Source organism: Clostridium chromiireducens, from assembly GCF_003575225.1.
Lineage (GTDB): Bacteria > Bacillota > Clostridia > Clostridiales > Clostridiaceae > Clostridium > Clostridium chromiireducens.
Genome location: NZ_QXDJ01000006.1, coordinates 236,237 through 255,930, shown reverse-complemented (window position 1 = coordinate 255,930; position 19,694 = coordinate 236,237). Strand labels below are relative to the sequence as shown.

Annotated in this window: 29 protein-coding genes and 3 tRNA genes; 6 read left to right on the top strand and 26 right to left on the bottom strand. The window is 30.3% G+C overall.

What is annotated here, in order from left to right:
• Nucleotides 1–4: 4 nt before the first annotated feature.
• The 5 genes from D2A34_RS21840 to D2A34_RS21820 are packed head-to-tail and all read right to left on the bottom strand — an operon-like array spanning nt 5 to nt 5,528.
• The gene (locus D2A34_RS21840) at nt 5–1,267 is read right to left on the bottom strand and encodes a head maturation protease, ClpP-related (RefSeq protein ID WP_243128381.1); all 1,263 of its coding nucleotides are present in this window, start codon (nt 1,265–1,267) and stop codon (nt 5–7) included.
• A complete protein-coding gene (locus tag D2A34_RS21835) occupies nt 1,257–2,879 on the bottom strand; it encodes a phage portal protein (protein WP_119367918.1) in 1,623 nt (540 codons plus the stop codon). The genes D2A34_RS21840 and D2A34_RS21835 overlap by 11 nt, the downstream gene beginning before the upstream one ends.
• A 23-nt stretch (nt 2,880–2,902) precedes the next feature.
• Complete coding sequence (locus D2A34_RS21830; RefSeq protein ID WP_119367917.1) at nt 2,903–3,139, bottom strand: DUF6148 family protein; 237 nt, start codon at nt 3,137–3,139, stop codon at nt 2,903–2,905.
• Between the two features lie 15 nt (nt 3,140–3,154).
• Nucleotides 3,155–4,960, bottom strand: coding sequence for a phage terminase large subunit family protein (locus D2A34_RS21825; RefSeq protein WP_243128380.1), 1,806 nt, complete (start codon nt 4,958–4,960; stop codon nt 3,155–3,157).
• A complete protein-coding gene (locus D2A34_RS21820) occupies nt 4,929–5,528 on the bottom strand; it encodes a hypothetical protein (RefSeq protein ID WP_119367916.1) in 600 nt (199 codons plus the stop codon). Before D2A34_RS21820 ends, D2A34_RS21825 begins: the two co-directional genes overlap by 32 nt.
• A gap of 589 nt (nt 5,529–6,117) precedes the next feature.
• Between D2A34_RS21820 and D2A34_RS21815 the strand changes: the two genes are divergently transcribed.
• Complete coding sequence (locus tag D2A34_RS21815) at nt 6,118–6,294, top strand: helix-turn-helix domain-containing protein (RefSeq protein ID WP_119367915.1); 177 nt, start codon at nt 6,118–6,120, stop codon at nt 6,292–6,294.
• 42 nt (nt 6,295–6,336) lie between these two features.
• Here the strand turns inward: D2A34_RS21815 and D2A34_RS21810 are convergent, their stop codons facing one another.
• The 7 genes from D2A34_RS21810 to D2A34_RS21780 form a co-directional block, all read right to left on the bottom strand.
• Complete coding sequence (locus D2A34_RS21810) at nt 6,337–6,717, bottom strand: hypothetical protein (RefSeq protein ID WP_119367914.1); 381 nt, start codon at nt 6,715–6,717, stop codon at nt 6,337–6,339.
• A 124-nt stretch (nt 6,718–6,841) separates the two neighbouring features.
• Nucleotides 6,842–8,146 (bottom strand): PIN-like domain-containing protein, encoded by a 1,305-nt coding sequence (locus D2A34_RS21805; RefSeq protein ID WP_119367913.1) that lies wholly within the window; start codon nt 8,144–8,146, stop codon nt 6,842–6,844.
• A gap of 275 nt (nt 8,147–8,421) precedes the next feature.
• On the bottom strand, nt 8,422–8,994 hold the full coding sequence (locus D2A34_RS21800; protein WP_119367912.1) for a tyrosine-type recombinase/integrase: 573 nt from the start codon (nt 8,992–8,994) through the stop codon (nt 8,422–8,424).
• Nucleotides 8,991–9,218, bottom strand: a complete 228-nt coding sequence (locus D2A34_RS21795) for a hypothetical protein (protein ID WP_119367911.1) — start codon at nt 9,216–9,218, stop codon at nt 8,991–8,993. Before D2A34_RS21795 ends, D2A34_RS21800 begins: the two co-directional genes overlap by 4 nt.
• 36 nt (nt 9,219–9,254) lie before the next feature.
• Nucleotides 9,255–9,653 (bottom strand): DNA-binding response regulator, encoded by a 399-nt coding sequence (locus D2A34_RS21790; RefSeq protein ID WP_119367910.1) that lies wholly within the window; start codon nt 9,651–9,653, stop codon nt 9,255–9,257.
• A 158-nt stretch (nt 9,654–9,811) separates the two neighbouring features.
• Nucleotides 9,812–10,141: an RNA polymerase subunit sigma-70 gene (locus D2A34_RS21785; protein WP_119367909.1), complete on the bottom strand. Its 330-nt coding sequence runs from the start codon at nt 10,139–10,141 to the stop codon at nt 9,812–9,814.
• Nucleotides 10,142–10,291: 150 nt separating this feature from the next.
• On the bottom strand, nt 10,292–10,495 hold the full coding sequence (locus D2A34_RS21780; RefSeq protein WP_119367908.1) for a helix-turn-helix domain-containing protein: 204 nt from the start codon (nt 10,493–10,495) through the stop codon (nt 10,292–10,294).
• Between the two features lie 150 nt (nt 10,496–10,645).
• Between D2A34_RS21780 and D2A34_RS21775 the strand changes: the two genes are divergently transcribed.
• Both D2A34_RS21775 and D2A34_RS21770 read left to right on the top strand, forming a co-directional pair.
• Nucleotides 10,646–11,035 (top strand): hypothetical protein, encoded by a 390-nt coding sequence (locus tag D2A34_RS21775; RefSeq protein ID WP_147357753.1) that lies wholly within the window; start codon nt 10,646–10,648, stop codon nt 11,033–11,035.
• A 4-nt stretch (nt 11,036–11,039) separates the two neighbouring features.
• On the top strand, nt 11,040–11,432 hold the full coding sequence (locus D2A34_RS21770) for a hypothetical protein (RefSeq protein WP_182629438.1): 393 nt from the start codon (nt 11,040–11,042) through the stop codon (nt 11,430–11,432).
• A gap of 86 nt (nt 11,433–11,518) precedes the next feature.
• Here the strand turns inward: D2A34_RS21770 and D2A34_RS26900 are convergent, their stop codons facing one another.
• The 11 genes from D2A34_RS26900 to D2A34_RS21720 all read right to left on the bottom strand — a co-directional run bounded on the left by D2A34_RS26900 (nt 11,519) and on the right by D2A34_RS21720 (nt 16,900).
• Nucleotides 11,519–11,665, bottom strand: coding sequence for a hypothetical protein (locus D2A34_RS26900; RefSeq protein ID WP_207669033.1), 147 nt, complete (start codon nt 11,663–11,665; stop codon nt 11,519–11,521).
• A 35-nt stretch (nt 11,666–11,700) separates the two neighbouring features.
• Nucleotides 11,701–11,970, bottom strand: a complete 270-nt coding sequence (locus D2A34_RS21765) for a hypothetical protein (RefSeq protein ID WP_119367906.1) — start codon at nt 11,968–11,970, stop codon at nt 11,701–11,703.
• A 12-nt stretch (nt 11,971–11,982) separates the two neighbouring features.
• On the bottom strand, nt 11,983–12,231 hold the full coding sequence (locus tag D2A34_RS21760; protein ID WP_119367905.1) for a hypothetical protein: 249 nt from the start codon (nt 12,229–12,231) through the stop codon (nt 11,983–11,985).
• Nucleotides 12,231–12,479: a hypothetical protein gene (locus D2A34_RS21755; RefSeq protein ID WP_119367904.1), complete on the bottom strand. Its 249-nt coding sequence runs from the start codon at nt 12,477–12,479 to the stop codon at nt 12,231–12,233. The genes D2A34_RS21760 and D2A34_RS21755 overlap by 1 nt, the downstream gene beginning before the upstream one ends.
• A 107-nt stretch (nt 12,480–12,586) precedes the next feature.
• Nucleotides 12,587–12,742: a MarR family transcriptional regulator gene (locus D2A34_RS21750; RefSeq protein ID WP_119367903.1), complete on the bottom strand. Its 156-nt coding sequence runs from the start codon at nt 12,740–12,742 to the stop codon at nt 12,587–12,589.
• Nucleotides 12,743–12,762: 20 nt separating this feature from the next.
• A complete protein-coding gene (locus D2A34_RS21745; RefSeq protein ID WP_119367902.1) occupies nt 12,763–13,746 on the bottom strand; it encodes a DnaD domain-containing protein in 984 nt (327 codons plus the stop codon).
• 12 nt (nt 13,747–13,758) lie between these two features.
• Entirely contained in the window at nt 13,759–14,826 is a 1,068-nt protein-coding gene (locus tag D2A34_RS21740; RefSeq protein ID WP_119367901.1) for a ParB/RepB/Spo0J family partition protein, read from the bottom strand.
• Nucleotides 14,814–15,569, bottom strand: coding sequence for a ParA family protein (locus D2A34_RS21735; protein WP_119367900.1), 756 nt, complete (start codon nt 15,567–15,569; stop codon nt 14,814–14,816). The genes D2A34_RS21740 and D2A34_RS21735 overlap by 13 nt, the downstream gene beginning before the upstream one ends.
• Before the next feature lie 224 nt (nt 15,570–15,793).
• Nucleotides 15,794–16,084 (bottom strand): MerR family transcriptional regulator, encoded by a 291-nt coding sequence (locus tag D2A34_RS21730; RefSeq protein ID WP_119367899.1) that lies wholly within the window; start codon nt 16,082–16,084, stop codon nt 15,794–15,796.
• A 13-nt stretch (nt 16,085–16,097) separates the two neighbouring features.
• Nucleotides 16,098–16,586, bottom strand: a complete 489-nt coding sequence (locus tag D2A34_RS21725) for a transcriptional regulator (protein WP_119367898.1) — start codon at nt 16,584–16,586, stop codon at nt 16,098–16,100.
• A 113-nt stretch (nt 16,587–16,699) separates the two neighbouring features.
• Nucleotides 16,700–16,900 carry a helix-turn-helix transcriptional regulator gene (locus D2A34_RS21720; RefSeq protein WP_119367897.1) on the bottom strand — a complete coding sequence of 67 codons (201 nt, stop codon included), beginning with the start codon at nt 16,898–16,900 and terminating at the stop codon, nt 16,700–16,702.
• 200 nt (nt 16,901–17,100) lie between these two features.
• Here D2A34_RS21720 and D2A34_RS21715 point away from each other — a divergent pair, with 200 nt between their 5' ends.
• From D2A34_RS21715 to D2A34_RS21705, 3 genes are all read left to right on the top strand, one after another.
• On the top strand, nt 17,101–17,538 hold the full coding sequence (locus D2A34_RS21715; RefSeq protein ID WP_119367896.1) for a helix-turn-helix domain-containing protein: 438 nt from the start codon (nt 17,101–17,103) through the stop codon (nt 17,536–17,538).
• A gap of 14 nt (nt 17,539–17,552) precedes the next feature.
• Complete coding sequence (locus D2A34_RS21710) at nt 17,553–18,002, top strand: ImmA/IrrE family metallo-endopeptidase (RefSeq protein ID WP_119367895.1); 450 nt, start codon at nt 17,553–17,555, stop codon at nt 18,000–18,002.
• Nucleotides 18,003–18,156: 154 nt separating this feature from the next.
• On the top strand, nt 18,157–19,314 hold the full coding sequence (locus D2A34_RS21705) for a tyrosine-type recombinase/integrase (protein WP_119367894.1): 1,158 nt from the start codon (nt 18,157–18,159) through the stop codon (nt 19,312–19,314).
• Nucleotides 19,315–19,389: 75 nt separating this feature from the next.
• Here D2A34_RS21705 and D2A34_RS21700 read toward each other — a convergent pair.
• From D2A34_RS21700 to D2A34_RS21690, 3 genes are all read right to left on the bottom strand, one after another.
• Nucleotides 19,390–19,466, bottom strand: a tRNA-Arg gene (locus D2A34_RS21700).
• Nucleotides 19,467–19,512: 46 nt separating this feature from the next.
• Nucleotides 19,513–19,586: transfer RNA gene (locus tag D2A34_RS21695), tRNA-Gly, on the bottom strand.
• Between the two features lie 28 nt (nt 19,587–19,614).
• Nucleotides 19,615–19,689 (bottom strand) — tRNA-Gly (locus D2A34_RS21690).
• Nucleotides 19,690–19,694 lie beyond the last annotated feature (5 nt).

Below are 19,694 nucleotides of genomic sequence, written 5' to 3'. Positions count from 1 at the left end.
CTTATTACTTTCCTAAAGTTTTCTTTGCTATATTTTGAACAAAATTTAAAGTACCAGTTACTTCATCTGGATTACTATTATCAGATGAAGATCCTGATACTTTATTTGCATTTTGAGCATCTGTTTCTATTTGATTCATAACGCCTGAGTTAATCATTTTTCCTTCTTGCATTGCTCTAAAAAGAACATCTTGAGCTGTAGCTCCATCCTTATACTTTTCTTCATTTAAGAAAGCAGGATCAACTTTACCATTAAGCATATCAAATGCTTTTAGTCTCTCTCTTTCAGCTTTAATTCCTTCCATGCTTCCCTCGTTATACACTTGATTGTGTATATCAGGTAATTGATTCTTTAATTCAGATACGTTTTTAATAACCATATCTTTACCCTCCTTATTATTTATAATTAGTTTTCTGCAATTACTCATTGTAGTTTTGTCACATTGACCATTATTGCAATTACAACCGCAACAACTTTGATTATCACAACAACTACACTGCCCACATTCAGAACACTTACAATCATCAGCTTCTTGTGAACATCCTTCACATTGGCATTGATTTTCATTTTTTACTATGTTGTTTGCATTGAATTCAAGAAAATGCTTCAAAGATTCATTCACACTATTTTTTATATCATTTCTACTAAATGCAAAGTTCATCACTGTTTCACTTTCTTCTTTATTTTCAGGTAAATATAATACACTATCTGCAAAACCTGCTTTTACTGCTTGATTTGCGCTCATCCAAGATTCATCATCCATCATAGTTGATATTTCTTCTCTGCTTCTACCTGTTTTTGCAACATAAGCATTAATGATTGTTTCTTTTACAGTATCAAGGACATCTGCTGTTTTTCTCATTACTCTCATATCACCTTGTGCACTAGTCAAAGGATTATGAATCATCATAATTCCAACTGGTGACATTAATATTTCATCAGCTGCCATAGCAATAACTGATGCTGCACTCATTGCTTTAGTTATTTTAGCAGTTACTTTTCCATCATGCTCTTTTAAAGCATTATAAATGCCTGCTCCTGCGAATACATCTCCACCATAAGAATCAATCCAAACAGTAATGTCTTTACCTTTGTATTGAGCTAATGTATTTCTGAAATTATTAGGTGATGCTACTGGTATGCCAAACCATTCACATATCCAACTATCATCATCACTCATAATTTCACCACAAATTCTTAGTTCAACACTTTCAGCTTGCGTTTCAGTAGCTTGATTTTGAACAAAGTTCCAAAATTTATTTTTCAATATTCTCACCTCCTCTCAGTGTATCATCAGCTAAAAGACCTGATTCTTTCATAAGTTTTTGCTCTCTTTTAGCTTGTTGAATATTTTTATCAAAGTTTCCTCCATTAATCTCCATTGTTTCCTGCTCTCTTGTAGAAATACAATTTTGAATTCTCTTTTCTGCTGCATTTATTTCTTTTAATGGATCTAATTGACCTGGGGCCGGCCCATTCCATTCTGCTCCACACCATGCTTTTCTAATTATAGGATCATCAAAGAATCCTCGAGCCTTAATTCTTCCCATAGCAACTGCTTGAGTAAGCCATTCTTCATAAATTGGCTGACAAAAGTCATTTGACATCCATTCTCTACGCATTTTAAACATCTTCCACGCTTCAAGTAGTGCTGCTCTTGCTGCTGAATAACTTGATTGGAATGATTTTTGAAGTAACTCTTGAGGTATTTCAAGTGCTGCTCCAATGTATCTACATAATGAATTTACAAAGCCATCAAAAGCTGTATTAGGTCTACCAGGATTAGCAATTTCTACTTCTTCATCAGGTTGTAGAACATTTATTGCCCCTGGTGCAAGCTCATAATCGACTTCTCTATCATTCCCAGGTATCTGTTGTTCGTCTGGAATCATAGAACCAAACGGTATATCTGAACTTGGTCCTTTACTCTTTATAAATACAGTAAACATACCTGTAACAACTGCTGCCATAAGTTCAGCTTCTGTATACCTAGTTAATTGCTTTAACGGTTCAATAACTGGTGCTAAAAATGGTACTCCTCTTCTTTGTTCTGGTCTTTCAGACTCCATTAAATGAAGTATATTTCTTCTTCCAGTTAGCTTTCCAAAGGCTTCAACCCTAGTCCATGATAAAGGAGCTGTATTGTTCATAATATAAAAGCTTTGAGGATATCTATTTGAAATATGATAAGCTACAACTGCACCATTAGAATCAATTTCAACTCCTGAAATAATTCTATTGCCATTGTCAGCTGTAGCTTCTATTGCAAATATTCCATTACTAACAACATTATTTAGTGTATTGGGTGTACTAACCCTATCAGCTTCAATTAAAGCTATCCTAAGACCATAAGGCATATAAGGTAATGGTTTATCTTGCTTTAATACTGCAAACGTATCTCCGCTTTGTAACCATGATAATTGAGCCAATTGTTGAATCTCATAAAAATTATTTAATTTACATGAATCACAATGAACTGATTCTGCCCAAAGTGCAAATTCACGTTCAACATTTTGTTCCCATTCATCTGCTTCATCTTCACTTATTCCTAAGAATTTAAAATCTATTCTTGATTTTAGTTTCAAACCACTACCTACAACATTAGTTCTTGTAGTTTGAATTGCAGATCTTCCAAGTGGTGAATTATATAAATCTCTACACCTATTTCTTAGCACCCAAAGGTTTAAATCAATATCTTCTTCTGGACTACTGCTTAAAGCATTATATCCTTTAAGTGATTTCTTTTGTGTACTTGCTCCACTTTCAGAATATCCTGTATTCATAAAAGTTTTAATTACTTTAGCCTGTGATCTAGCAAGCTCACGTTTAAGCCCAGCTTGAGGACTAACAAAACTGATTACTTTGTCTAAGACATTCAAATCATATCATCCTTTCTAAAAATCTAAAAATCTCTTGGAATAACTCCAAAAACTCTATTTCTTCCTTTGCCTTGGCTTTTGCTTTCTTCCGTAGCAATTTCTTTCTCTAAATACTGAATCATTTGAGAAATTTCATTCAAATCAGCACGTCTAAAATCTCTAGAACCAATTTTATATTCTTGAGCACCATTTAAAATTGAATCCTCAGCTTTATAATAGTTTTCAAGTCTAGTTTTCAATGTTTCTAATCTACTTGCCATATAATCACCTTTCTATTAGTAATCTATACCTTTTTTAACCACTCCATAACGCTTTTGAGCTGGTTTCTGAGTATACATATTGCTGTTTTGCTTTGAATTTTGAAGCGACTCAAATGAAGGATTTAATATTTCTAATGCTGCAGTAGCATAATTTCTAATATCTAAAGGCTCATTTCTAGTTCCTGATTTCTTTAACCATTCAACTTTTGGCTTTCCTTTATAGTATTTTATAATTCTTTTTTCACTTGTTAGGCCTTTGAAATAAGCTTCATCATACCCTCTATCACCTTCCATAGGAAAATGGCAATATCCTTCACCTTCAAATTCTAATTTCAACCTTGATAATAGTGTTTCTTTTCCTTGGTCAACTCCTAGATTGAATAAAGCAGCCTTTTCTCTATTGGTCCTCGATGCTCTACCTACAAACGGTATTCCATCTCCCCCTTGGCCTTTAACTGCAAATATTCTCCTATGTTCTCTAGCTTTACAAAACTTATAAACTTCACTAGTATAGTGACCACCTGAGTCTATACATGTACATGAAATAACTATTCCTTGACCACTTGCATATGTCCATGTTCTGCTTAAATAACTATCAAGCTGACTCCATATTGCTGATTGTGATGGATCTCCATAAAAAGCTTTATATTCAACTCCCCAGCTTTCTTTTCCCATACCCCAACCAACAATTTCAACTTCAAGCCTATCATCTTGAGTATCTACACCTGCAGTTAAAACAAGAACTTTATCAGGTACTTGGCAATTATATCTCTCCCTTCTCTTCATTAATGTTTCTTCATCAGCTTTTTCGCCCTGTTCCTCCCAACTCTCGCCAAGTGAGGTATTTACCCAAACTTTTAATGTTTCAGTGTTCTTTTTCGCTTCTCTAAAATCTTCAATGATATCAGTCCAGCGTTTCCAAGGTGATGCTAATTCATTTAGGTGAAATCCTCTTTTGTTTCTATGTTTCCGTCTAGCTCTCCATTCGCCTTTACCTGATTTCCATTCTGCTTCTGTACCTCTTTCCCTACAAAATAAACATTCCATAGTTGCATCTTCAAATCTTAACTGCCCCCAAGTTAATGGTTGATGCTTGCCACAATAAGGACATGGTAAACACCATTGCTCCATTGTGCTATCTTCATATTCAGTTTCAATTCTTGATGCTCCTTTTATAGTTGGAGTTGAAACATAAACCTTTTTTCTATTCCAAAAGGTTGTAGTTCTCTTAGCTGCTAGATTAACCGGATCTCCTTCTGTACCTGCTGACAATGGATATCTATCAACCTCATCAGCAAGAACTACTCTTATTGGTCTACTTGCAAGAGATGATGGAGAATTTGCTCCTGCCATCGTTATGTGACCACCAGGGAATGTTTTATGAAGTAGTGTATTCCCACTATTTCTTGCTTTAGCATCACCAATTTTATCTTTTAAAACCGGTGTGTCTCTAAGCATTGGAGCTAACCTATCTTTTGAGAATGCTTCGGCCATTTCTAAAGTTGGTTGTAATAATAACATTGGTGATGGATCATAATCCATAAAGTAGCCTATAATGTTTAAAATTATTTCTGACTTTCCAACTTGAGCTGATGACATAACAACAACTGTTTCAACTTCGGGATCATTTGTTGCATCCATTATTTCTCTTTGATATGATGCTCTGTCTGTTCTCCATTGACCAGGTTCAGCTGATGCTTCTTTTGATAATTTTCTGTAACTATCTGCCCATTGACTTGCAGTAAGTTTAGGTGGTGGAGCTAGAACTTTTGCAATGTTTTTAAATAAATTAGTTGTTCTGCTTTGAATCTTTTGTCTCACCTGCTTCACCACCTTCTAAAATCTCCTCTTCTTCTAGTTCAATGTATTTTTCATTATAGAATAAAGCAGGATCATAGCATGATAGTTCAGTAAGTACATCAAAAAATTCTCTTTGAAGCATCTCCTGAATCTCTGAAATATCATTTCTAGCAATAAGAATTGGAGCTATTTTAGTTGGTAATGCAATAATCTTTGCTCTGAAATTAGCAAGCATATCATTCATCACACGCTCAACATCATTTGAAAAATGCATTTGACCTTTCATTGCTGCAAGTTCGAGCTCTAATTTCTCTCTTTGTCTTCTAGTAAGTAAAGCTCTTTCTTCATCAGGGTCTAATCTATCATCATCAACTATCTTTTCTTTTAAATCCTGATTAGCTTTTAGATATACAATATAACTTTTTATATTTTCTTGGAGGTTATATCTACCTCTACTAGTTTTATGAATGATACCTTCATCAGCTAGCATCCTAATTCTTCTTGTTGTTAGTCCAAACATATCTGCAAGAACCGTACTTGAAACAACAACACTATTTACATCTTCAATTTTTTTATTTTTATCATCCAATTCATCATCACCTCCTTTTAGGGAAACGGAAACGTTGCTCCAGAAAAATTTTTATCTAAAAAGATATCGGGCATCGCAAGACCCGCATATCATTAAGGTTTCTAGAAGAACCTACGTGCATAATAAAAGACACCTACTATATTTAATAAATAGTAAGTGTCTTATTTAACTTGTTTAATTAAAAATATTGTAAAATTATAAATAATTTTCCTTTTGCCTATTGATTTCCACGTTATAACGTGGTATACTATATATATAGTAAAGGAAAGGAGATGATAGCAATTGATATAATAATAAAGGTACTTACAATCATCTGGTTGATATTACAAATAGCCTGCAAGCTTGCCGATATCATAGATGATGATAAGCACCAATAGAACTTGGGGAACTCAGTTCCCCTTGCAAAATAATTATATCATATTGCAAATGCCTATGAAACATTTAAATAATAATCTAATTACTATTATCCTTGTATTGGTTATTTTAAAACTTATTGATTTTAACCATGTTTCTATACTTAATATTATTATTCTTACATTGCTTATTATTAACACTATTCTATCTTTTATATCAAAAAAGGAGTAAGCTAATGAAACTAAAAAAAATTAGAAATTCTCAATCTTTAACTTTAAAAGCGTTATCTGAACTTAGCGGTGTGCCTCAACGTACTATAGAGGATATTGAACGTAAAGATGAATGTAAGGTATCTACAGCCATTAAATTGGCTGATGCTCTTAACGTAAGCCTTGATGAATTATGCAGATAACCATTAATAATTAACTAAAAAAGTATATTAAGATCTTGTTTCTTAATATACTTTTAATAAATTTTTAGCATTCATCTTAACTAACATCCTATCAATACTCTTCATTTCTTTTATTGCATTTACTAATTCATAATCTACACCACAATGTTGTTTGTCTATTATATCCGCAATATCATTTGTTATAAACTTTCTTTCTCCTTTGTATGAGCTTGTTTTTATTCTATAGCCTTGATTATTTATGTATGATGTAACCTTAACTAAATCTCCAAACTCCAAGTACTTTTTGAATACAATAGTCTCTAATGAATCATTAGGAGCTATTGTACATTTATCTAACACATTAACAAACCTATCTATCTTATAACTAAACTTAGCAGCTATAGTTCTATACTTAGCCTTTTTTTCTAATAGCTCTTCACTCATATAATCACCTTCATGTTATTACTAAATTAAAAATATCGCAAATCCATTTCTGAATATTACGATATCTTAAAGATATTATTTAAGTTTAAAAAATCAAACTAAATTCTAATATTTATTTTTCTATTTAATTTAGCTTAGAGCTAATCGATAAAATTAAATTATTTACTAAAAGTTTTTCTTCATAATCCGTTAACATATCAGTTTGTAAGTAAGATAAATTTCTTCTTACCTTTAATAAATCTTCATCATTTAATATATCTTGTAAAATTAGTATTATAGTTTGATGAAGATATTCCCTATCCATTTCACCAAGATCACTTAATAAATTACTTTTTACAAACTCTAAAAATTTATTTTTATCTTTAAGTAAGTTATCATTTAAAATTTTATTATACATATAAGTTGGGATATTTTTAACCATAATTCGTGCACCTAGTCGATTGAGCGAATCTACATATTCAGATACCATCTCCCCAAAACTTTGGACTGGCATTTCGTTGTTTCTATTTATATTTATTAATTCTTCTCGTATTTTATCCGATTCTTTCTCCAATTCTTCTGTACCGTCTATATTGTGCGAATTTGAAATGTATTTAATGAAATTCTTGGTAGTAATTGAATGGAAATACTGCTTAGTTTCGCAAAAGAATTCTTTGATTAGTTCTTTTCGTGGTCCAAATTCGTATTCCTTAAACTTATCACACCAGTCTTCTTTTCTATCATCAGATACAAACAATACATGTTGTTTCTTTTCTTTAGCAATTTTAATCATTTCTTTCCAAATAACTAAATCCCCATAACGATCTGGTTCAGGCTTTCTTGCCTTATCTTTATATCCTGGTGGAATTTCTAATTCATATCTTTTTTTACCTTCCTTATATATTTCCTCTAATTCTTTTTTTTCAAACTCGTTATTTATTTTATTTGCAAATATTTCTACCATCTTTTCTAGAATTGGATCACTATCTTCAATAAAGGCTTTACCTATATCTACATTATATGTATCTATTTTTTCCACTATTTGTGCCTGTGATTCATTTAATATTTTTAAGATATCCACCTTTAAGCTTTCCTCGTATTTAATCAAATTACATGTATCTTTATTTTTTGTGGTAAAATTATCATTACTGATTGTGTTATACATTCCATCAAGCATTGATTGTATTTCGTTTTTTAAATATTCTTTAAATTTATGTTTATTGTATATTATTGTTAATCTATTTTCATAAAACTCTTGCACTGCCTGATATGTTAAAAACATTCTATCTTTAACTGCATCTAGAATTTCAATATATTTTTCTCTACTCTGACTATTATATCTATAAACATTTAATAATGCATTTGCATCTAATATTATAATACTATCCTCCATAATCATATTTATAATACCGTTCTTATCCATATTATACTGAAAAAATAATTGATTCATTTTATCTCTCCCAACCTGGTTAACCTTAACTTCTAATGTAAATTATACCACATGTTTATACTTATGTAATATAATCATATTTCAATATCACATTACTTTTTCTTAAAATCTATAACACTTTAACTATTCTCATAATCTGAATGTTACGTTTTATATATTTTGTAACATTCCCCGTAATTTTTTCTTACTAATATATGCACTTAATTTTTCTACCTAAATGTTACGCTTGCCTTTTTATGTAACATTCATAATCAAATAAAAAAACGCTTCCGTTTTTAGCGTTTTCTAATCATATTCGAATTATCGTATATTGAATCTAATACGTCTTGTGTAATTCCAATATATCTAAGAGTAGTATTAGGACTCGAATGGTTATATATTTTCATTAATCCTGCTATATCATTTGTTCTCCTATAGTAATCATATCCAAATGTCTTACGAAGAGTATGACATGCCATATTCCGTATATCAAATTTTTCTCCTAATTCACAGAGTATTCTATATGCTTGCTGCCGACTTAATGGTTTATTTATACCTCTTGGACTTCTAATTATATATTCATATTCCTTTTTATCTTTTAAATATTCTTTTAATATTGATCTCAGATCCCTACTAAGTTTAATTTTCTTATCCTTGCCGGTCTTTTTTTCACTCAGAATAATATGTTCTCTAATATTGCCTTTAGAATCCTTAAAGTCTCTAGTCCTGAAATTCAAAATATCTGATATTCTTAATCCTGTGCTTACCCCCAGAATAAATAACATATAATTTCTTTTATTCTCACCCTCTAGGTAGTCTTCAATATCATATACAGTTTGTATATCCCTTATTGGTTCAACCGAATTCATTCCTGTCTCACCTGCCTTATCGCCCCTCGAACCTTTTTATATGATGAATGATCCATACACTTACGCAAATCACTTGTTTCATTTTCTTTAACTGCTCTTTGGCTTCCACAATGAGAACATGAAATATACTTTCCTTTTTTAATAGTGTCCTCAACTTTATCATTAATTAAAACATATGTCTTTCCACATTTACCACAAATACAAATTTTATATATTTCTTTCACATTCTCACCTTCTTTCTAGACTAAAAAGATGAATTGCTAAAAAAACAATTCATCTTTTCTATAACCACTGTTAACTATTTTTCTATTTACTTGTTTTTCGCTATTCTCATTTCTAAATGTTCTTGGAGTATCAAATGTAATTACTGGAGCTACATCTCTATCAATAATTAAATCTCCATCATTATTAGTTTTATAAATAGATCTGTTCTTTCTTATAAATGTTGAATCACTCATATATTGCTTTGATTCATGCCTTGTAATTCTATCAATTTCCTTATTTCTAATTTTGGTTGCCATATGCGAACTTTTAAACTGTTTAAAATTACGCTCTATGCACTTTCTGACAGTTTCAGGTTTACACTTTAAAATATTAGATATTTGAGATGAACCATACCCTTTCAGGTATAATTCTTTTACCTTTTCTTTATCCAACATAACCTCAACCTCCTAGAAATAGATATAGTTATTCCATACCAAAAACGTGACATTTCTTTTTATTGATTTTATGTTATCATAAAGTTTGAGACATTTGTCAGACATTTTCGGGACATTTTAAAGACATTTTATAAAAAATAAAGAGTGCTTATTGCACTCTATAAAATTATTTTTTTTGCCGCATTATTTAAAATTCTATTTATTTGCCTTTCTGTCCTATCAATTTCTCCTGCAACTTTTTTCTTGTCTTTCCCATCTATTAAAACTAATTTTACAACCTTATATTCTTTTTCAGGAAGTAAAGTTAATATATTATCAATTCTCTTATTTTCATTTTCTAATTTAATTATTTCTAGTCTCAAAGATTCTATCCTCGAATCATTTTGTTTATTTCCGCTTAATATTAAACTTTCAATCTCTATTTTCTTATTAGCTATCTTACATTTTCTTTCTCTATATAATTCAAATTTATTTTTAATTTCTCCCATTTTTACTACCCATCCTTTTTTTGTGATATAATTTAGATAGGTCGATTAGAGAACTAACGTTCCAAGGTCTACTTCTCTAATCTTATGTAAGGTGTTCGTGATGAACACCTTTTTATTTTTACTTTCTACATGAAATTTTAGTATTGCGAACTATAGTTCATTATTTTTAACACCAATAGTAATTGTTACACCTAATGCTTTAAAGATTCTATCTGCATAATCAAGACTTATACTTCTTTCCCCTTTCTCCCAATAGTCTATAGCTCTTGATGTACACCCTACCTTTTCGGCTAGTTTAAATTTAGATATATTATTTTTAATTCTTTCTTTTTCAATTAGTTTCCCTATTTTCATACTTATATTGACACCTTCTTTCCATTGTATTACCATATTACTATATGAACTATCGTTCTTATTTTATTGGTATTTAAGGGGTGATTCTTTATCAAATTTTTTTCTAAGATTAATGGCATAGTAGCTACTGTATCTGCACTTATTACTATCTTGGCATTTTTTCTTCCTACTGATCTTTCTCTTTCTAAAAAGTTAATAATTTTGCTAGTTTTAATTGCTGGTAATTTGCTATTTTATTTATACACAATTATTAAGGAATTCAATCAATTAGATAATAATTATAAAAAACTTAATTCTGAATATAATACATTAGTGACTTCTACAGAAGAATTAAAGAAAAAACATGATGCATTGTCAGAGCAATTTACCGATAAAAATAGCAATATAGATAATTTAGAAGATAAAATTAATATGTATAACTTACTCTTGACTAATGTAAATTCCATATTACATTATTTTATTGCTCAACCTTCTGTTCATGAAATAAATTGTATTGAGAAAGTTATAAAATATTTAAATGATAATCATATTAAGGAGTGATACTTTGAAAAGTTATGAAACTTATAATTATAAAGTAATCAAAATAATCAGTGATACTAAAATCTTAATTAACGCAGGTGCAAACTTCAACCTTAAAGTCGGAGATTCTTTAGATATATTAACAGTTGGTGAAGAAATAATTGATCCAGATACTAAGCAATCTCTTGGAACATTAGATACAATAAAAGCAACTGTTGAAATTGTTACTATCTATCCTAAAATGGCTTTATGTCAAAAAGTTGAATATGAAGCAAAAACTATGGTTGAGGTACTTTCAAGTACAATGAATGTAAAAAAAGTTAGAAGACTTGAAATAGACCCTTCAGAAATATCTGGAGGTTTATCTTCTGATTTCACAATCCGTATTGGTGACCTAGTAAGAAAGTCTCCAGCTTAAATTATATTAAGAAACTCTCCCGTCAATAGAGAGTTTCTTTTATAGTCTCAAATTCCACCTTTCTTTTTATTGCACTTATTTCCATATTACATATGTTCAAAAACAAACTTTTCTTCCTCTGAAACCTTTAAATTTACTAATGCTCTTAATTTAGCCACCTCTTTATACTCATTTTCATTTAATCTAAACTTTTTATAAGTCAAATATTCGATATAAAATCTTTGTTCACTCATATCTATTACATCCTTTCTACACATTCTGTATTTATTTAATAATCATCATTGTCTTCCTTCTCATTAGCTTCTTTAAATTCTTCATACGTTAGTAACTTACGATCACTCTCTAAGCCACCTTGCTTTATAAATCTGCATTTATACTCTTCGTACAATCTTCTCACTCCGGGTACCTTATTACTTCGAATATATCCTATTTTCTTAAATTCTTTATATAAAGCTTCTTTGTTACTTATCCCTTTACTTTTTGCTCTAATTTGTGCATTAGGGACTATTACATCTGCTATATCTTTAATAACTCCCATATTTAAGATCTCCTAAAATCCAAATAGTCTATTATCATCAAAAACAAATTTTTCTCTCTTAACCTTATTTTTGTTGGTTAGAACACTTGCTGAACTACCTATATTAGTTACAGCAATGCTTATAAATTCATTTCTGTGTTTGTTATAAGTGGATTGTTTAATTCCTAGTTCTTTTAGATAATCTTCTATATTTTTTTCGTATAAAGCTTTAGGATTTGCTTTAAAAAAGTTAAATGTTTCCTCCTTCTTAGTTCCTCCCATTAAATCACCTTCCCATCAATTTTAGTAACATACCACATATCAAATATTTCTTTTTCTTCAACGCAATAATATATCTGCCATGCTCCTAATACTGGATTAAAGAATTTTAATCTATCTTTTTTACCCACCTTCTCAACTTTATAACTTGCTCCAGTGATCTTACTTGTTATGATAATATTTTTATCGTCTATAACCTTTTCCCAAGCTGCCAAAAATGTATATTCAACTGATCTATTTATTTCAATCATATTTCACCTATTTTTACTAAGGGGATCTCTCCCCTTATATTTTTTTGCAGTAACCTTAACATTAGCAATTGTAATCCCTGCTGCTAACACTCCTAGTCCTGCAAGTGTTAATTTACTATATCTTTTAAATTCTTATAAAAGGCTAGCTTTTCTTCTACTGATAAACCTTTAGTAAATTCTTCAAAGATTTCTTTTAAGTCCTTATCAGGCTTTTCAAAATAAGCTTTAACAATCTTTTCTGTTTTTTCATAAAGTTTGTCCATCTATAACACCTCTTTCATAATTACTTATCCCATCCTAGTAATTGCTTTTCTAAAGAATCATAGTCATATTCTCTTGGCTCAAAGTTATTAAATCTCAGTGGCTTTACTACATTATCATTTTTAGTTCTGGCTCTACATTCGTCTCTACCTTTAGTTTGCCAATTCTGTAATATGCCTGAAAGATAACCATAATTATTTATCTTCCCACGTTTTACGCATTCACTAGCTGCTTCCATCATCCAGTCAGCTCCAAAAACTTTAATATCAGCATCTATAAATTCTTTTAATTTTGCACTACCTATAAAACCACACTTTTGAAAATGAGCATAAATATTAATAATGTCTTTTTCATCAACTACAACAAACGACTCATTGTTATTGGTTATTGGATTTAGGATTATGGATTTAGGATTATGGTTATTGGTTATTGGATTATGGTTTTGTCCACTTATCGATAACGTATCGTCAAAACATACTGATTGAGCCATTTCTTCAAAATTTATTTTTTTATTAGGTAAGTTATACGTATCGTTATTTATTTCATTCTGATTGGTATACGTATCGTCTAACGATACGTTGTTTATTGCAGATAAATATTCCTCTATAAGCTGTTTAATAGATGCATTTTTTACATTAGTTGAAATTTCTTTTATAAGGGTTTTATCAACTACATTTCCTAAATCCTTTTTTATACAATCTATCATAGGCTTTCCCCCCTTATTTAAATTGTATTTACCATAATTTTTAATGCATATTTCTTTAGTTTCATCATTGTAAACTACTAACTTGTGAGTATTAATAAACCTTGTCATAAGGCTATTTATAGATTCTATACTGTATCCTAAATCAAAGGCCATTTGCTTCTTCACTATTCTATAAATACCTATCATGTTAGTACAAGGATTAGTTAGAAGATATAAATAAAAATATTTATCTTCTGGTGTCATATCCTCCATTACTTTAGGATCATTCCAAAACTCCGTATAAACTATTCTAAATGCCATAAAATTCACTCCTTAATTATTTTGGTTGAAAAGTCCTATCTTTCTCTTAAACCATATATATACGCCATCAGATATCTTATATAAAATCTTAGGATTAACGGACTTCCCAAAATCAATTTCTATAGATATTTCATCTACTTTATCAAAGCATTTAACTTGTATTCCTAAATAAGATTCCTTATAAGCTTCAATGCTGATTGATAACATATTATCTTTCGACATACTGCATTGTTTTATATAAAACATGCCTTTAATATAATCATTTGAAATAATAAGTCTAGGATGCTCAAACTCTTTTAAGGCTCTTTTAAATTTATAAATAATATCTTCATCTTTAACTTCTCTGGATACAGTTGGATACATTTCATCTATAATCTGTTTATCCAATTCACTTTTAACTGGCTGTTTAATTCCTTCAACCAGTGTTTCAATTTCCTCTTTATGTTCCTTAGCATTTAAATCTTTGATTTCTTCATGTATAATCTCTTGTTCGTCCTTTGTTAAACTGCTAAGTGTATGCGCCTGAGTGAGCGTTATTTCCTCTTTATCAAGCTTTTCTTTAAATGGTTCTATCAAATCCTTGTCTACCTTCTGATACCTTCCTACCTGTACACCTGAAAGCTTCATATCAGCCCCTATTAAGTCTCTAATCTTTCCTTTAGGTAATTGCTCACCACTGGCTTTCTTTTGCTCATAGATAGCTCTAAGCCTTCGTATACCTTCCATCTTTTCAGTAGGCAATAATTCCCTTTGCTCAACATTCGCTTGAATAAGCATTATCTCTGCATCTAAATCGCTTATCTCTTTTATCTGGCATGGTACTTTATCATAGCCAAGACTCTTTAAAGCTCTATATCTTCTTTCACCTGAAATTATTTCATACTTACCATTATCAAGTTTTCTAACTACTAGATTATGCATAAGGCCACTTTCTTTAATTGATTCTGCAAGCTCTTCTATCTCTCTGATGCCATAAAAATTGTTCTGTGAAGGAACTAAGCTATTTATATCTAGTTCCTGTGTAAAACTTTGTTTTTCTACTCCATTTATCCTATTTGCTATACCCTTTAAATAAGACATTGTTGCATCTCCTCCACAAAACTTTTATAGTCTTTAGATGCATTTGCTCTTTCATTAAAATAAACTACTGGAGTAGTATTAAAAGTACTTTTAATTACATCTACATTATCTCTTATGCTTTGCTTAAATAGCATATCTCCTAATTCATCTTTAATCTCTTGTTTGACTTCTCTGTTAATTGTTGTAGCTCTATCCATTGTTATCAGAATACCTAACGTTTTTAATTTATCATTAAATTCTTCTTGCACTCCTTGAATGCTACTCATTAGATATTCAAAGCCATCCAGTGAAAACTTATCTATTTTTAAAGGAACAATAACATAATCACTAGCAGCTAAAGCATTAATAGATAACATTCCCAAGCTAGGAGGGCAATCTATTAAGATATAATCAAATGAATCTTCATTCTTACTATTGAGCCATTTCTTAAGCCTTGTTTCTCTAGCTTTCTTAGTATCTGCAAGTATTTCAGCTTCACTCATAATAAGATTTATGTTTGCTGGAACAATCCAAAGATTTTCATATATCGTTCCTTGTATTGGAATATCTTCACCTGAAAGTAATTCATATGACCCTTTGGCATTAGGATTATACATATTTAAGTACTTTGTAGCGTTGCTTTGTGGGTCTAAGTCTATTATCAACACTTTTTGACCTTGTTTCCCTAATTCTGCCCCAACATTTACACATGAAGTTGTTTTGGCAACTCCACCCTTTATATTTAAAAAACTTATGATATTCATATATTTACATCTCCAATCAAATAATTTATAATGGAGATAAGGTATTCGCAGTACCATATCTCAAACATTTATGAACCTTTATGTAAGGTTCTTTTTTATTTACTTGCATAAATTACATTTCTTATAATTATTACAACAAAAATTTATTAGTTGTTCTTTTCTAAGTTTTTTATCCACAATTTTGCTACGTAATTTATGGCTATTGTGAATAAACTTTGGACATTTTATTGCACACATTTCAACTGCTCCCCTCTTAGCTCTGTATGATTTTTAGACATTTCTTGCAACCATTTCTCGAACATAGCTTTATTAACCTGTATCTTTCTGCCAACTTTAAAATACGGGAATGTTGAATTAACTTTATATGTTTCCTCTAACAAAGTATTTCTTCCAATTCCAGATATTGCAGCACATTCTTCAAGGCTATATGTTAACTTTTCTTGCTTTTGATTTTGCAATTTTACGCTTTGCAATTCTTTTAGTGTATAAAGTATTTCTTCTAAAATTTTTTCCATATGTTTATACCTCCTACTCAACTTCTAACTTTTCTAACGCTATAACTAAATCATTAGTAAGCCCTGAAAGTTTTTTTAAATTATCTACTATATAATCTACTTTTGGTTTTTCATCTTCTGTTATTTTCCCGTCTTCAACAACATCAAGTAATGTTGTACTCATCTCATTACCTACACCAAGCAAATTAAAAATACTTATTGAAAGCTTATAAATATTTTTAATATTATCTTGATTTATTGGACTTACAGTTCGTTGTCCTATGGGACACTCATGACAACAGTAATGATTTAATAGCTCTGGTGCATTATATATATCTGCCATCTTGCAAACAATATCTACAGGTACTTGCCTACATAATCCTAGCTCATAATTTAGTAATGAATCCTTACTTACCCCTAAAACTACACTTGCTCCCTCCATATTCTTAAAACTATCATTGAATTCTGACGCTAGTTTTCTTGCTATTCTATAAGCAGAATCTTTATTTTTATTTTTTTCCATTTCCTTCGCCTCTCTTTCATAAATATTGGAACAATATTACATGATTTCAATCAAAAATTGGACCAGTTCTCTATGTTGTATCCAATTTATGTATTGTATAATGTAATTAACTTTTAGTTGTTTGACTTTACAAAAAAAATTTCTTCTATTGTAGTTTTATAAAATTTAGCTAAAAGATATGCCACCTCAATAGACGGCTTGCGCTTACCCGTTTCAAGCATTCCGTAGTAGCTTGTTGTCTTTTTTATAGCCTTTGCTACTTCTTTTTGGGACAAGTTATTTTTAGCTCTAAGCAAACATAATTTATTTATCAATTCACCACCTCCAAACAACTTTAAGTTATTTATATATTTTTATATTACACAACTATTAGTTGTTTGTCAACATTTTCCCCAACGATTTGTTGGATGTATTTTTTTTTACAACTTATAGTTGTATAATTAAGTAAAATACCGTTAAAGAGGATTTACGTTCCTCTTAAAAGGGATTTATTATATTATTAAAGGTGATTTTTATGTTATTAAAAGATCGATTAAAAGAACTTAGAACAGCAAGGAATTTATTACAAAAAGATATTGCAAAATTACTAAATATAACAACAAGCGCTTATGGGTATTACGAACAAGGCAAGCGTGTTCCTGATTCTGATGCCATAAAAAAGTTAGCAGAATATTATAATGTGTCTCTAGATTATTTAATAGGAAATTCTGATATAAAAGAATCAGCCGAAAAACTATTAGTCCAAGAAGAAACTTGTAATATTCCTAGGAGCTATTCTGATAAATATAAAGTTACTTCTAGAGATAAAAAACAATACGTTGAAGAAATGAAAAAAGCTAATGAAGCTTTCTTTATGAATGATGATTTTAATGAGGAAGCTAAAAAAGACATGCTTGATTTGATGTCCGAATTATTTTGGGATGCTAAATCTAAAAATAAAAGAAAAAAATAATAGGTGGTAGTCATATGGTCGATTATAGAAAGAAGGTTAGAAGCCTCATTAAAAAACACAAAACTAGAGACCCTTATACTATTGCTACTGGGGAAAAGGTTGAAGTAAGATTTAAATACTTATCCCCTAGTTCCCCTGAGGGTATTTTTAAAAAGGTATTGAGACAAAAATATATTATTATAAATATGACTAGAATAAAAGATAACGCACATCTTAATATGGTCATAGCTCATGAGTTAGGACATGCTAAAATGCACTCTTCCGATAGAGCTTTCTTCTTGCACGATCACACTTTTTATGATAGAGGACGCTTTGAAATAGAAGCAAACGCATTTGCTGCCGAATTGCTGATAGATGAAAGTAAAATTGATAAGATATATTTAGAGAACTTTTCAATTGAACAGCTAGCATCTAGTTATAAAGTTTCTGTTGAACTAATAAAATACAAATTTAACTATAAATGAGTTGATTAATATATTAACTTATTGTGTTCGTAAGGAACACCTTATAAAAATTTGAATTTATAAATAATGAGATTGCTACCCAGTTGATACATAACAACTGGTTAATTTATAAAATTCAAAAGAACATACATTCTGTTAAAATAGGAGTGATTTTATGGCTGTGAAAACTAATTGCGTCAAGAATGGTAAAAAATATTATAGGCTCGCAGTTACACTAGGTCGTAATTCAGAAGGCAAGCTAATCAGAAAAGAGTTCTACGGAATCTCTAAATCAGATGCCGAAGAAAAGCGAGATATTTATTTAAACAAAATAAATTCAGGAATAAAAAAAGACTTTGATAAACTTTTTTTAGGCAAAACTATAAACAATTGGCTCATTGAAGTTGTGAAGTTATCCACAAAACCATCCACATTTGATAGATATTATGGAATATATAAAAATTATATTGAAGATACTACTCTATCTTTTTTAAAGCTTAATGACGTGCATCCTACTGATATGCAACAATACTATAATAATCTCAAGAAAAAAGGTAAAACTAGCTCAGTAATATTTAATTTAAATAAATTATTAAGATCTTTTTTTAATTATGCTGTTTTGCAAGACTATATACAAAAAAACCCGTGCCTTGCGAACAAAATAAAAATACCTGGTGATTTAAGAAAAGAAAAGAAAAAAATAAAAGTATTTGAAGATAGCGAAATAAAGTTAATTTTAAACGCACCAGAAGACTCTACAATAAAGTTTATAGCATTGTCTTGTGTATCTACAGGAATGAGACGGGGCGAGTGTATAGGGCTTAAATGGAACGATATAGACTATGTCAATAATGAAATACATATACGTCGCTCTGCTAAAACTATTGCTATATATGATGATAATATGAAAAAGCACTATATCCCTACTATCCAAACTACAAAAACTTATGAAAGTGAACGTGACATACCACTTCCAACTAGCTTAATTAATATACTTAATAAAATAAAAGAGTTGCAAAATATTCGAAAAGAAAAGGCTGGTGAAAGTTATATAGACAATGATTTAATATTTTGTAACGAAGTTGGCGAACTACTAGATGATAGTAACTTAACAAGATCGTTTTCTAGATTCTTAAAAAGAATTGGAGTTGAATACAAACATATACATTGCTTAAGACATACCTATGCAACTAAACAATTTGAAAACGACATTCCTTTAAAAACTGTCTCAAAACTTCTAGGGCATAAATCTATAAAAATAACTGCTGATACTTATACTCATGTATTAAAACGTCATAAAGATAAAACTATCGATATTTTAAGTTCTGTCTAATGTGGGAAAAGTGTGGGAAAATTAAAAATACCAACAATTTAGAATAACTCTAAACTGTTGGTATTACTACATTTATGGTGCACCCAGTGGGACTCAAACCCACGACTTCTGGATTCGAAGTCCAACGCTCTATTCAACTGAACTATGGATGCATATTCATTTGTATATAAATAAAAACAACTGAAATCAGTTGTTTTTTGGAGCGGGTAGTGGGAATCGAACCCACCTTTCCAGCTTGGAAGGCTGGAGTATTACCGATATACGATACCCGCATATTAATTTATTTTATCTTAACGTGTATGGAGCGGAAAACGGGATTCGAACCCGCAGCCTCCACCTTGGCAAGGTGGCACTCTACCGTTGAGTCATTTCCGCTCATT